The following is a 13,658-nucleotide window of genomic DNA, read 5'->3' on the forward strand; positions in this document are numbered from 1 at the left end:
ATATGCCGCCAAGAATGCGACCAAGAATGTGACCAGGTGCCGTTTGATTATGGGCACCTTGGGCATCCGCTTCAGTCAGCACTTGACCTACTTATAAGGGAAACACTTTATATTAAGCGTTTCTCGTGTGTTTTCCATTCCCGCGCCGTGGGAGTGTCTGTGAAGTACCGCGATTCCCGGCCGTTTGCATGCGCTGAGCAGTCGAGTTGGAAACTTTTCGAAAATTTTTCTGCATCCAAAAGGCGTGGTCACAGGGCCGCAGTGATACCTGTGTGACATCTGATGTGTCCAAAACGAAGAAAAAACGTGACACATTCGTTATAAACCGCTACGGTTGTTTGCTGGGCAGCGTGCCTGCATAAGCTCGAGCCTTCGCCACACTCCTGTCTGGGCTCAAAGCTTCTGGCACATACATCTGCACAACTTGACCGTTTGAGTTTCTGGAACACCACGCCTTCGCGGCGCCGGAAACAACTACACAATTCAAGCAGACAGGGGCGTGAACCAACCACGGTTCGCAATTTTCGGCGGCAATGACGAGAGGATCTTTTTCCATGGGACGTCACTCACGTAAGACCACTTCCGGCTTTACCAAGTTCGCCGTATCCACCGTGGCTATCGGCACCGCCGCAACCATCATGGCCCCACAGGCCTCCGCAGCACCTGACTCCGATTGGGACCGCTTGGCTCAGTGCGAGGCCGGCGGCAACTGGGCAATCAACACCGGTAACGGTTACTACGGCGGCCTGCAGTTCTCCCCTTCCACTTGGAACGCATACGGTGGCCAGCAGTTCGCACCAACCGCAAACCTGGCAACCCGCGAGCAGCAGATCGCCATTGCAGAAAAGGTCCTGGCTGGCCAGGGCTGGGGCGCATGGCCTTCCTGCTCCGCACGTTTGGGCTTGAACTCCGCCCCTACCCCACGCAACGTGGCGGCAGCGCCAGCAGCAGCTCCCGCACCGGCACCTGCACCAGCAGCGGCTTACGCTGCACCAGTTGCACAGCCACAGCTTCCAATCGACGCCTTCTACAACTCCCTGAAGGAGCGCGCCGCAGCCCTGGGTATTGGCATCCCACCAGAGGTAGACGCCCTCTACCACTCGCTGCGCAACAACATCAACGCCTTCTTTGCCGCGAACCAGGGCTTCATCAACACCGTTTTCAGCAGCTAACAGCCCTTCAGCCGTTCAGGGCGAAGGAGCAATTAGTTGAGCCGCGGGGCTTTTGCCTCGCGGCTTTTTGCATGCTTGGGACGCGTTTGACGGGCTCTCAAGGGCCACGCCTCGAGCCCCAGAACCCATTCCTCCCCCAAAAAGGGGCACTGTGGATTCATGCCCGATCGGTACCACTCCACGCGATTGATCCTTTTCGCGGCTACCGCACCCCACCAACAGGCGCACCAAAAATTGCCCCAGAGCAGCAAAAACCTACCACACCTCCACACTGCCGCCGCTTGCACCCAATCCCACAAAACCCAATGTTTGCAGCTTTGCAAAGATCACTTTGCAAACTATTTTCCCCCTCCAAGCTGGATCCTTAGGTATTTTGCGCCAATCTAGTGTGTAATAACCCACATCACATTTTGAGTAGTGATCTTCATTGCACTGCGCATCCCCAAACGTTTCCCAAACGTCACAGGAAAAAAGACGCTATAAGGGACTTTCCCAAGGGCTGCCGGTTCAAGATTCCTAGAAAGGGCATTCATGTCTGAGCAACAAGTGGCCAAGCATGTGCCAACTCCTGATGAGTTCCTCGCGATGAGCGAGAGCCAGGAGTTCGGGCAACTGCGCAGCACGTTCCGTCGCTTTGCTTTCCCAGTCACCGTCGCCTTCTTGGCGTGGTACCTCTTCTACATCGTCGTCGCTACCTTTGCCACGGACTTTGTGGAGACCCGCGTGTACGGGGCTATCAATGTTGGCATGGTGCTGGGCCTGGCCCAGTTCGCCACCGCTGGTCTGATCACCTGGGCGTACGTCCACTTTGCAGACAACAAGATTGATCCGGCTACAGAAGCGATCCGCAACAAGATGGAGCACCCTGGCTCCCCAACCTCCCCATCCGCGGCTTAAGAAAGGGCAGCACTGATGAACTCTAATTTTTCTGTGCTCGCACAAGAGCAGGTGAATACGGGTAACCCGATCCTGAACATTGCAATCTTCCTGCTGTTCATCATCGGTACGCTCACCATCGTGGTGCGCGCAACCCGCCAGACCTCGCAGAAGGGCTCCGACTTCTACACCGGTGGCGCTTCCTTCAACGGTTGGCAAAACGGCCTCGCAATTGCGGGTGACTACCTCTCTGCTGCCGCGTTCCTCGGCGTGACCGGCGCGATTGCGCTCTACGGTTACGACGGCTTCCTGTACTCCGTGGGCTTCCTCATCGCCCTGCTGGTTGCACTCGTGCTGGTGGCTGAGCCACTGCGGAACACCGGCCGCTTCACCATGGCCGACGTACTTTCCTTCCGCCTCCAGCAGCGCCCAGTGCGCACCGCTGCCGCTATTTCCACGTTGACGATTTCCTTGTTCTACCTCATCGCCCAGATGGCTGGCGCTGGTGGCCTAGTGGCGCTGCTGCTCGGTATTCAGGGCAAGGCTGCACAGAACATCGTGGTTGCCGTGGTGGGCGTGCTGATGATCGTTTACGTGCTGCTCGGCGGCATGAAGGGCACCACCTACGTTCAGATGATTAAGGCAGTGCTGCTGGTCGGTGGCTCCCTGATCATCGCCCTGCTGACGTTCTGGGCTATCAAGGGTGGCTTCAACGCAACGCTGGAAGCTGCGGTGGCGAACCACCCATCGGGCGAGGAGATCCTCGGCCCAGGCATGCGCTACGGAGCCACGACGCTCACCAAGATCGACTTCGTTTCCCTGGGTATGGCCCTCGTGTTCGGTACCGCAGGTCTGCCACACGTTCTGATGCGCTTCTACACGGTGCCAACTGCACGCGAGGCACGTCGTTCCGTGACTTGGACCATCGCAATCGTTGCTCTCTTCTTCCTGCTCACCGTGGTGATGGGCTACGGCGCTGCTGCGCTCGTCGGACCTGACACCATCAAGGCAGCTCCGGGTGGCGTGAACTCCGCAGTGCTCCTGCTCTCCGCTGAAGTTGGCGGCCCGATCTTTATGGCTGTGATCTCCGCTATCGCCTTTGCAACCATCCTCGCTGTGGTGGCTGGCCTGGCTATCACCGCCTCCGCATCCGTGGCTCACGACATCTACAACTCCGTGATCCGCAACGGCGAAGCCACCGAAGAAGAGCAGGTCCGCGTTTCCCGCATCACCGTGGTGGTCATCGGTGTCCTGGCGATTGTTTTGGGCATCGGCGCGATGGGTCAGAACATTGCGTTCCTGGTGGCGCTCGCCTTCGGTATCGCAGGCGCGGCAAACCTGCCAACCATCATCTACTCCCTGAACTGGAAGCGCTTCAACACCACCGGCGCACTGTGCTCCATCTACGGCGGCCTCATCATCTCCCTGGTGCTGATCACGTTCTCCCCAGCCGTGTCTGGCGCTCCAACCGCAATGTTCCCGAACGCTGACTTCGCATGGTTCCCACTGACCAACCCAGCGATCGTGGCAATCCCAGCAGGCTTCCTGCTCGGCATCATCGGCACCCTCATTGGCAAGCCAGACAACCTGCCAAAGAAGGCCGCTGAGATGGAAGTTCGCTCCCTCACCGGCGTGGGCGTGGAGAAGGCAGTTTCCCACTAAACACAACGCACACCGCAAACCGAAAACCGACTTCACCTATAGGTGGGGTCGGTTTTTTCATGCCGGTCAACACACGCAGCAAAGCATTTCCAACGCCCACCGCTCACCACCCCACGCATCATCACCGCGGTGGGCAATTGCGGTCCTGAAACTGAGGGCTCTTTGACAGTGGGCTCGAGCGCGGGAGAACACGTTCATTTTGCTGTGGGCCGCACATCAATGACATACCAAAGCCCTCATGGGTAATTCCCATGAGGGCTCTGCACGAAGGCTGGCTATGCCACGCTTCTTTTATCGATGTGCCCGCCGGAGGATCAGCGTTGCACCAACAATGGTGAGTGCGCCGGCAACCAGTGCGAGCCACAGCAACTCAGGGCTCACGCCGGTGTTCGCCAAAACACGCTTTGCAGGTGATACCGGTGGCGTAGTGGTGTGCGCGCTGGCGGTGGAGCTCGGAGACGCTGGAACCGAGGATTGTCCAGAATCCGGTGCAGGACCTGGGATCGGGACTGGCACCGGAACCACCGGAACTCCCGGCACCACTGGCAGCGGCGGCACAGATGGCGTGCTGGTTACGCTCGTTGGCGGAGTTGGAGGAGTTGGCGGCACTGGCTCGCTGGTCTCGCTCGTGGTACTCGTTTGGCTTGGTTCAGTGGAACCGGTCGGCTCGGTGGGTTCGGTCGGCTCAGTCGGCGCAGTCGGTTCGGTGGGTTCGGTGGGTTCCGTGGGTTCCGTGGGTTCGATGGATTCGGTGGGTTCAGTGGAACCGGTCGGTTCCGTAGGTTCGGTTGGCTCCTCCGAAGTAGTGGTAGGCGGTGGGTCCAGCACCACACCGATGTCCAAATTGCGTTCGTCGGTAGCAGCACCCAGGCTCAGGGCAGCAATCTTTCCTGTCTGCTGCTCTGCGTCAGAGTCAATCGTGGTGTTTGTCCCTACGGTCTGCTCCGTGACTTTGTAGCCCCGTTGCTCGAGCCATCGGACGTCGAACTGCACCGTATATTCGCCCTGCGCACCAACGGTGCCGTCCACCAATTTCACGGGGTCCGAGCTGTGCAGGACATCAAACAGATAGACTCCAAAGTCCTTCGTTTTAGTACTTGCAACTTCGTTTTCCCCTTGGAACAGCTTGACTGGGACATCCTTGAGCAATTTCTCGCCCTCATCACGGGTGCCGTTCTTGTTGGTATCGATCCACGCCACGCCGCCAATCGAGCTGGCAACCACGGTTACATGGTCAGCTTCACGGGTGCCCAAGGAGGTCTCGGCAGGCATTGCATTAGCGACGCCAGTCTTAGGGTCGTACACGCGGGCAGAGGCATTGTTGTCAAAACGATTCCCGGCCTGGTGGTCACTAGCCTTAAACACCAGGTCCATCCAGCCATAACCTTGGGTACTCGATGGGATTGATGGGAGCGTCAGGCGGATTGCCGTTGGGTTGGTGGGCCACTTTGTGTTGTCCTGCAAATTTACTTCGGTCCAGTTCGTTCCCTCAGCAGGGGATTCACCAATCGTTTTTGGGTCAGCATTGGTAAGTTCCACCGTCACGCCTTCTGCTGTGGCAGAGCCACCCAGTTGAATCTTGGCAAGGGCCAGTACTCCATCGAAGTTGCTGTACCGATCATCGTTTGTCTGTCCATCACCGTTGTACGGGAACACGTCCACGAACTGTGCTTGGCCCAAGTTGTAGTTGTTGTAGTTCACCCACAGCACACGCCAGGACACAGGTTCATCACGGACCTCGATAACAGGCTCCGAGGTGAGGTATTTCCGGAAGAAGGAAGCCTCCGGTGTGCTCGCGGACAAGGAGGTACCGTCGGTAGCTTCTTTTGCAGTGTGATCTGCACTCAGCACCGCGCTGTCCTTCACCGTGGCAAAGTACGGGTCACCCTGCGGAGGCAGGACAATGCCCATCGTTGCCTTGTACTTAATCACTGGAAGCGGCGTTTCCGTAGTGATTTCCCCTGAAGGGGTGAACACCAACTGGATGCCGCGGACATCATCACTGGTGTATGCCAGGCCGTCTGGGCCGAGATCCGCTGGAAGGATTTCCACGTTCCAGAACGGGTCCAAGTCCGAAAGGTCTACGCCTAAAATGCCAGCATCCAAGGTGTCTACCAGCTTGAGGTTGGTCACCGGGTTGGGCAAGAAAGTGCCTGCAGCTTGGCTCACCTGTGGTGTCAACTGATAGTTGATGTCGCCCTCAGGCTCAACAGACGTTTGGTTTTTGGTCACAGCCTTATCCAAAAGCACCACATTTCCCACCACCGTCACGTTAGAGGCGCGATTGCGGTTCTTACCTTCCCATTCCTGTGCCATCCAGCGGCTTTGGGTAGTCAAAACCGTTCCTGGTTCAGCAACAGCCTTGAATGGCACTTGGCTAAACAGCAGGTCAGTCTTGGGGTAATCCCTGCCAAAGTTTCCGCCTGAATATGCGCCCTCACGCAAGAAGCGGATTCCACTAATCGCGTTCGGATCAAGGGAAGTACAGTCGGTCCAGGTCATGGACTCAGCGGTATCAATGTTGGTTCCATCGAACGCAGTGGTGCACAGCTTGGTGTAGCTATCCGCAGGCATAGCGCGAGAACGCAAAGCAGGTTCCGTTTCTGCGCGGGAAACACTTGGTGCCACCTCACCGAGTACTGCCCCGCTGAGGTTTGCAACATCCAGAACCTGCTTCTTCGGATCCCAGAACTGGTAGGCAGTGAGGTTGTTGAGAGTTGGTTCCTCAAAAATGTAGATCGCTTCACCAGTGAACTGAGCGCCTAGACCGATGTTGCCGTTGGTGACATTTGCCCAAGCATCAGCATTTTGACGGGCAACAATCGGCTCGTTGCTATTGCGGTTCGGGTATGCCTGCTCCAGGGTGGCATCTTGGGTTAGAGGCGCAAAGTTCCCCATTCCTTGCTGGTAGCCGTACACCGGCTTTTGGCGTTGCATATTCACGCTGGCCGTGTTGTTACTCAGATTGGTTTCTCCAAACGGCCGACCGTGTGCGTCCACCCAATCCCGCGGAGTCACGGTGGCGCTCAGGGTGTAGGTTTCACCCTCTGGAATTTGGTCCTGTGGCGTTGCACTGGTGATCACCATGGTGTTCGCCTGCCCCATGAGGTTACAGCCCGCATTTGCCTTCATGGTCACTGTGGTCTTCTGGGGCGTTGTGTTGGGGTTGCGCCGGTTGTTGTTGTACGCGCTTGGAGAAACAATGGACCAACAGCCCGAGGTTGCCCGCGGAGGGAACTCAAAAATGCTGTTCAGCGCCCCAGGGGAGCCGGAAAATTCAACATCGAACATGATGTCGCCGGCCGGATCCGCGTAGCCAACTTTGCTGAGTGCCTCCGGCTGCAGGCGCACAGTCCATTCCGTGACGTATGCGGGGTGCTTGCCATAACCCCAGAAATCGTACGCAGCTTCCAAAACAGGCAGCTTGCGTACGGAAATCGAAATATCCGAGCTGATGGTACTCTTCACAGTCACTGGGTCAAGGGTGTATTCCCGCACACCAGAGGCGTCCTGCACGGAAATCTTGGGAGTCCACGTAAACCCGTCAGGGCAGGATTGTGTTGCTTGTGCCCTGAACACCTGAGTGCGCACCACACCACTTGCCTTTTGCCCCCACTGCACAGACAGCGTGTTCGCATCAGGTTTGCTCAGCACACCGGTGCTGGTCCCGGAATCCAGGTTGAAGTTCAGGGAGGTGTCCACCGAGGCATCCCAGGTAAAGCACTCGGGCTTTTGCATCGTGATTACGGCATCGCTCACCGCGTCCGTGGTGGTGTTGGTTTCAATGCGGAAACCCACCAGGTCATTAACCGCCACGATATTGTTGTTCGCTTCTGCGTCCACTGGGTTGTTGTTGAGCTGGTATCCGTCCTGATCTTTGGTCAGAGATACCGCCGTGAACGTTCCCACTGGCTGTGCGTGCGCTAAGGGCACCACCGCCAACGGTAAGGCAACAAGCGCTGCTGCGATGGATCCCACCAGCGCCTTCGGAGAGAGTTTCAAGAGGGAATGTCCTTTCAAAGCACAAATTTCGGCTACGAATGCCGAAACGCCTTTTCAAGAATAACTTTTCCCCAGGAAAATTAAAAGATTATAAGGAATAATCACACTGTTCAAAGCCGTAATATATCCCCACCCACCCCTCTTATCAGGCCGCCCTCTCAGGATTCGCCTGAGCCTAAGAGTGTAAAAGCACACAGAATCACACCTATCAGCCTTATGGATTGATAGGTGTGATCCTGTGTGCTTGAAAAGCCCCGAGAACCGCAGACGGGAAACCCGAACTCTCACTCCAGATTACGGGACAACCCGTGCACCGCGGAGAACTCGGTGAAGCCTCTTACTTATTCACACGGGTGTATGGGTGTACGTAACCCAGTTCCTCAGCAGGCACTGGGAACTCGATGTCACCATAAGGGCTGTTCGCGCCAGCTACCTTGGAGATGAGTTCGGTAACCGCGTGGCCGTCGCCAGGAACATGCTTTGGCCAGCCTGGATCTACATAACCGTTCTTCTTGATGTTCGCCATGTGCTCCATTGTTTCAAATTTGGCGTACAAATAACACCCGAACAGCCACTAAACTTGCCTTCCATCATGACTTCCCCCAACACAACCGCAGAGTTTCGCCATTGGCTCAGTCACTTGAGCCAAGACCAACTCCGCACACTGCTTGAGCATAGAGTGGACACCACCCACCCCACTCCCCCGTCCCTAGGCTCTCTAGCTGCTCGTTTGTTGTTGCGTAATTCCCTGCAGCTCGCGCTCCAGCACCAAGACGCGTTGGGGTTGGCTGTACTGCAAGCCGCAGAAAGCCTGCGATCAAGCGGCAACATCGAACCTCTGGATGCCCCCAAAGTGGTGGAAGAACTGGCGCGGCGCACCGGAACCGGCTTCAACAACACCGAAGCCCACACCGAAGTCCACAAAAGAATCCAAACCCTTTTGGACTACGGTTTGTGCTTCGGCGAAGCCAACGCGTTCCACCCCGTCCCGGAGGCACTCCAGGCATTACCCTCAGGCCTAGATCTGCTGGAACCCGCGGACGCACTACCACCGGCGCTGGACACTCTGGATGCGGCGAGCAGGCGCATCTTGGATACGCTGCATCATTCGGGCGGGGTGGGCACAACTCGCGACGCAGCCGTCGACGCAGACCCCACAAGGCCTATCCCGCGCCTCATCGCGGCAGGGCTACTGAAAAGAGTGGATAGCAATACCGTTGTGCTGCCGCTGCGCGTACGCGCACTGCTTGCTGGGCGACGCATGCCACAGATTCCCCTACACCCACCGGCTACCAATCCTGATGCCGTAGTAGGAGTGGATACCGGCCAGAGCCTGGAGGTGTTACGCCAGCTCACAAGTGTGCTTGAAGCGCTTGGGGAACACCCAATCCCGCTGCTGAAAAGCGGGGACGTGGGCTTGCGTTCGGTCACTCAGCTCGCCAAGAAGATAGACGTTGAGGAACGCGATGTTGTCCGGCTGATTTCCATTGCTCGCGCGGCCTTTCTGCTGAGCCTTGGCATTCCCGAGCCGTATCCCAGCGAGGAAGATGGCGCCTCAGACAACAATTACCTGGCCCCCACCACCTTGGCTGGAGTGTTCCAGGATGCCGCGCTGCACGTGCAATGGGCCTGGGTGCTGCACTGTTGGTGGAACCGCGCAACGGTGCGCACATGGGCGGTCCGCACATCCGCGGCACCCAAAACAACCAACACAACCAACACAACCAACTCGGTTCGTCTGCTGAGCCCAGAGTCCATTTCCGAGCAACTGCCAGCGTTGCGCCGCACGATCATCGCTGGGGCACGGCAGGCGCCTGGCAGCGTCGGCACGCTCTTCCGCTTCCAGAACCCCCTGCTCAGCCTGCGCGTAGAAGAAGCACTGCTGGAAGGAGTGCTCGGGGAGGCGCGGTGGCTTGGGGTGCTCGGCGCGGCGGAGGAGCCCACGGATGTACTGGATGTGCTGCGCGCTGAGCCCATCGCCGCACTGCAGAAGGATTTGGAGGCGTTGCTACCCGCGGATTTGGTGGCGTTTACGCAGCGCCACACCCCAGGGATGGTGGAACACTTAGTGCCGCAGGGGGATATGACCGTGCTCGCCCCCGGTCCGCTGCCGGCGGCGCTCGCTCAGACCTTGGCGCTGATCGCCGAACGGGAATCGATGGGTATTGCCACGCTGTATCGCCTCAGCACAGCCTCGATTCGCCGCGGACTCGATGCCGGAATGAGCAGCCAGGAGATCCTCGGGGTGCTGGAGCAGCACACGCTCGGGGAGGTGCCGAGCTCAATGCGCTACCTCATCGACGCCGAAAGCAAGCAGCACGGCCAGGTCCGCGGCGGCGTTGCGCTTTCCTACATCACCTCCCAGGACCCCTCCACGATCACGGCACTGTGCAACTCGCCAGCCGCAGAAACCACCGGCTTGCAGCAGCTCGCGCCCACCGTCGCGGTAGCTCAGGTGCCGCTGCTGCAGGTGATTCGTGCGGCCGCGCGGACTGGCGTGCATGTGGTTGCGCAGGATTCGCACGGCGCATCCATCGCGATGCGCCCCACCCCGAGCGTGGTGCCCACTCCCCGCCCTTCATCGAGCTCGGATAAGCACGCGCGCGCCGAGCAATCCGTGGAGCGTGCGGTCCAGGCGCTGCTTACGGATCGTGAGCGTACCGACGCCACCGCGTCCGCCCGAAACCCTGCTCGCTCCCAAACCCCGTTGGAGGCTCTGCAGGAGGCGATCCGAACTCAACAGTCGGTGAAGCTGGGCTTTGTGGATCGTTCCGGAGCTGCGAGCTTTGCAAAGGTCACGCCCATCGCCTTGGCCTCCGGGCAGCTTTCCGCGCTCAACGAAGCCACAGGTGCAGTGGAGCATTTCCTGCTGCACCGGATTACCGAAGTGTCTTTTGCCTAGCACGGTAGAATTGTGGGGTTGAATACGCACCCCCTGAGCCTCCTGTGCTCCCGCCTGATGCTGGTGGTGTGACTTCCTATGGAAAGGCAATGTTGTGGCGTTTGGTGACGGCCCGCTTATTGTGCAGTCGGATAAAACTGTCCTGCTGGAAATTGACCATCCGCTTGCCCCGATCGCCCGAGCCGCGTTAGCCCCGTTTGCCGAGCTTGAGCGCGCCCCGGAACACGTGCACACCTACCGCATCACACCACTGGCGCTGTGGAACGCACGCGCCGCCGGGCATGACGCCGAACAAGTTGTGGACGTATTGGAGCGTTTCTCCCGGTTCCCGGTGCCGCAGGCTTTGCTGATTGACGTCGCAGAGACCATGGGCAGGTATGGCCGCGTGCGCCTGCACAAGCACCCCGCGTATGGGCTGATCCTGGAGTCCTCGGAACCTGCAATCCTTGCCGAGCTACAGCACCACAAGAAAATCGCCCCAATGTTTGGCGCGCAGGTTGATCCGGAAACAATTGTGGTCCATCCTTCCGAACGTGGCCGGCTCAAGCAGGAGCTCCTGAAAGTTGGCTGGCCCGCGGAGGACCTTGCCGGCTACGTGGACGGTGAGGCGCACCCAATCGCTCTGAGCACCGCCGAGGAACAGTGGGCTTTACGCGACTATCAAGAAATGGCCGCGGAGAGCTTCTGGGAAGGCGGCTCAGGAGTGGTGGTGCTGCCCTGTGGCGCGGGCAAGACCATGGTGGGCGCTGCCGCGATGGCGAAGGCGCAGTGCACCACGTTGATCCTGGTCACCAACACCGTTGCTGGGCGCCAATGGCGCAGCGAGCTGCTGCGGCGAACCACGCTGAGCGAGGACGAGATCGGCGAATACTCCGGCGAACGGAAAGAGATCAGGCCCGTAACCATTGCCACTTACCAGGTGGTGACCAGGAAAACCGGCGGTGAGTACCGCGCACTGGAACTTTTTGACTCCAGGGACTGGGGGCTGATCATCTACGACGAAGTCCACCTACTCCCCGCACCAGTGTTCCGCATGACATCCGACCTCCAATCCAGGCGGCGCCTGGGACTGACCGCCACGTTGGTGCGCGAGGATGGCCGTGAAGGTGACGTCTTTTCCCTCATCGGGCCCAAGCGCTACGACGCCCCATGGAAGGACCTGGAACAGCGCGGCTTTATTGCCACCGCCGAATGCATTGAGGTGCGTTCCACCATGACTGAGGACGAACGCATGCTCTACGCCACCGCCGAGCGCCAAGACCGCTACCGGGTGGCCGCCTGCGCGAGCGCGAAGCTCAAGGTGGTGGATGCTCTCCTGAGGCGCCACGCGGGCCAACCGACGCTGGTGATCGGCGCGTATGTTGATCAACTTGAGGAGATTGGTCAGCGCATCGGCGCACCCGTGATTGAAGGCAAAACGAGCAACAAGAAGCGTGAGGAGCTCTTTGAACAGTTCCGCAACGGTGAACTCAGCGTGCTCGTGGTGAGCAAGGTGGCAAATTTCTCCATTGACTTGCCGGAAGCTGCGGTGGCGATCCAGGTCAGCGGCACCTTTGGTTCTCGGCAGGAGGAGGCGCAACGCCTTGGCCGCCTGCTGAGGCCAAAGGCGGACGGTGCGGAGGCCCACTTCTGCTCCCTAGTGAGCCGCGATAGCTTGGATGCTGAATACGCCGCGCACCGCCAACGTTTCTTGGCGGAACAGGGCTATGCGTACCGCATTATTGATGCAGAAGATTTAGATGAACAACTTTAGTGAACTGAGATAAGGACGTGAGATGCAACGATTCAACTTTGCTGTAGATGAGCACTACGCACGGAAAAACAACGAACTGCTGAAAGACACCAAGCGCCTCCAGATCGCTTCGGGTATCTTTGCACTCATCCTGGCTGGTATCGGTGCAGCCTTCTACGCCTGGCTCGGCGGCGCAATGGGTGCGATCATCCTGGGCGTCTTTGGCCTCATGGCACTGGTCTTCCTGGTATTGATCCCGGTGCTGCCGAAAAAGGTTGGCAATCCCACCGAGCTATACACCAACTACGAATTGGTCCCCGCGATCATTGCAGAAGTCCGCCCCAGGGACATGACGCTCCTCGCGTTGGTGAACCTCAACGTAGACACCGCCCTTCCCCCGCGCTGGGGCCTGGCGCTGCGCAACGTCACGCGCGTTGAAGGCCACGAGCGCAAAGAAGGCGAGAAAGTGCCTTCCGTAGCAGTGACCGGTAGGCGTTCCATGAACAGCCAGGACCGCTGGGATGAGATTTCACCCATGCCGATTGCATGGGGCACCACCGATACCGCCGTAATTCAGGAAGCAAAGCGGGCAATCCCCCACGATCGATGGGCACTGCTGGAAAAGCACAAGGGTAAGCTTTCCGACGTCCGCGATACGAAGTTCAACCTGTTGGAGCTATAAAAGTAGCTACGTAAAGACCATAGGGCCGTGATTGCAAAGATCACGGCCCTTCATTTTGGTCGGGTATAGGGCAACTCTGAGTAAGTGCTCAGGGTTGTGCTTGGGCATTTCAGCGGTGTCTGGTTGAAGCAATGCGATCGTTGCGATCGTTATATGGATTTCCCTGAGACTTGGTGCCCCCGTAAGTCTTAGTATCCCCGTGTCGCCGTTGAAAGTGGGTATGTGAAGATGCAGATGATGCGGGGTGCCTGTTGGGGCGCCCCGCATCATCATTTGTTTTTTTAGTTTTAGGTCGGCGGTGACTTACTCTCCCACACCCTCCCGGGTGCAGTACCATCAGCGCTGTCGGGCTTAGCTTCCGGGTTCGGAATGGGACCGGGCGTGACCCCGACGCTATAACCACCGACACATCTATCTTTTTGTTGTTGTTGTGCTGCTATTGGTTTGTTCGGTGTTGTGTCAGATACTGCATAGTGGACGCGACATATCAACATATTCTTTGTTTTGTGTTGATGCTTTGTTTGTTTGTTTTGTGTGTTTGTCGGTGTATTAGTACCAGTCACCTGCACACATTACTGTGCTTCCAGTTCTGGCCTATCAACCCTGTAGTCTTCAGGGAACCTCAAATGA

8 protein-coding genes and 2 rRNA genes are annotated in these 13,658 nt (G+C 58.2%); 6 read left to right on the top strand and 4 right to left on the bottom strand.

Annotation, left to right across the window (positions count from 1 at the left end; all coding sequences use genetic code 11):
- Positions 1-554: 554 nt before the first annotated feature.
- From NQ018_RS09330 to NQ018_RS09340, 3 genes are all read left to right on the top strand, one after another.
- The gene (locus NQ018_RS09330; RefSeq protein ID WP_257060575.1) at positions 555-1,172 is read left to right on the top strand and encodes a resuscitation-promoting factor Rpf1 domain-containing protein; all 618 of its coding nucleotides are present in this window, start codon (positions 555-557) and stop codon (positions 1,170-1,172) included.
- Positions 1,173-1,703: 531 nt separating this feature from the next.
- Positions 1,704-2,069, top strand: a complete 366-nt coding sequence (locus NQ018_RS09335; RefSeq protein WP_257060576.1) for a DUF485 domain-containing protein — start codon at positions 1,704-1,706, stop codon at positions 2,067-2,069.
- 15 nt (positions 2,070-2,084) lie between these two features.
- Positions 2,085-3,710 (top strand): monocarboxylic acid transporter, encoded by a 1,626-nt coding sequence (locus NQ018_RS09340; RefSeq protein WP_257060578.1) that lies wholly within the window; start codon positions 2,085-2,087, stop codon positions 3,708-3,710.
- A gap of 291 nt (positions 3,711-4,001) precedes the next feature.
- On the opposite strand, the gene NQ018_RS09345 is transcribed toward NQ018_RS09340, so the two are convergent.
- Both NQ018_RS09345 and NQ018_RS09350 read right to left on the bottom strand, forming a co-directional pair.
- Positions 4,002-7,712, bottom strand: a complete 3,711-nt coding sequence (locus NQ018_RS09345) for an SdrD B-like domain-containing protein (RefSeq protein WP_257060580.1) — start codon at positions 7,710-7,712, stop codon at positions 4,002-4,004.
- A gap of 337 nt (positions 7,713-8,049) precedes the next feature.
- Complete coding sequence (locus tag NQ018_RS09350; RefSeq protein WP_257060582.1) at positions 8,050-8,238, bottom strand: hypothetical protein; 189 nt, start codon at positions 8,236-8,238, stop codon at positions 8,050-8,052.
- A 66-nt stretch (positions 8,239-8,304) separates the two neighbouring features.
- On the opposite strand from NQ018_RS09350, the gene NQ018_RS09355 reads away from it, so the two are divergent.
- From NQ018_RS09355 to NQ018_RS09365, 3 genes are all read left to right on the top strand, one after another.
- Entirely contained in the window at positions 8,305-10,614 is a 2,310-nt protein-coding gene (locus tag NQ018_RS09355; protein WP_257060584.1) for a helicase-associated domain-containing protein, read from the top strand.
- 94 nt (positions 10,615-10,708) lie between these two features.
- Positions 10,709-12,367 (top strand): DNA repair helicase XPB, encoded by a 1,659-nt coding sequence (locus tag NQ018_RS09360; protein ID WP_257060585.1) that lies wholly within the window; start codon positions 10,709-10,711, stop codon positions 12,365-12,367.
- Between the two features lie 22 nt (positions 12,368-12,389).
- The gene (locus NQ018_RS09365; RefSeq protein WP_257060587.1) at positions 12,390-13,028 is read left to right on the top strand and encodes a DUF3239 domain-containing protein; all 639 of its coding nucleotides are present in this window, start codon (positions 12,390-12,392) and stop codon (positions 13,026-13,028) included.
- Positions 13,029-13,318: 290 nt separating this feature from the next.
- Here NQ018_RS09365 and rrf read toward each other — a convergent pair.
- Positions 13,319-13,435, bottom strand: a 5S ribosomal RNA gene (gene rrf, locus NQ018_RS09370).
- Positions 13,436-13,556: 121 nt separating this feature from the next.
- A 23S ribosomal RNA gene (locus tag NQ018_RS09375) occupies positions 13,557-13,658 on the bottom strand; the annotation flags it as partial.

The organism is Corynebacterium kozikiae (assembly GCF_024580965.1).
GTDB classification, from domain to species: Bacteria; Actinomycetota; Actinomycetes; order Mycobacteriales; family Mycobacteriaceae; genus Corynebacterium; species Corynebacterium kozikiae.

Coding starts and splice junctions, on each gene's coding strand:
- NQ018_RS09365 (WP_257060587.1), top strand. CDS start 12,390: ATGCAACGATTCAACTTTGCTGTAGATGAGCACTACGCACGGAAAAAC.
- NQ018_RS09350 (WP_257060582.1), bottom strand. CDS start 8,238: ATGGCGAACATCAAGAAGAACGGTTATGTAGATCCAGGCTGGCCAAAG.
- NQ018_RS09335 (WP_257060576.1), top strand. CDS start 1,704: ATGTCTGAGCAACAAGTGGCCAAGCATGTGCCAACTCCTGATGAGTTC.
- NQ018_RS09355 (WP_257060584.1), top strand. CDS start 8,305: ATGACTTCCCCCAACACAACCGCAGAGTTTCGCCATTGGCTCAGTCAC.
- NQ018_RS09340 (WP_257060578.1), top strand. CDS start 2,085: ATGAACTCTAATTTTTCTGTGCTCGCACAAGAGCAGGTGAATACGGGT.
- NQ018_RS09330 (WP_257060575.1), top strand. CDS start 555: ATGGGACGTCACTCACGTAAGACCACTTCCGGCTTTACCAAGTTCGCC.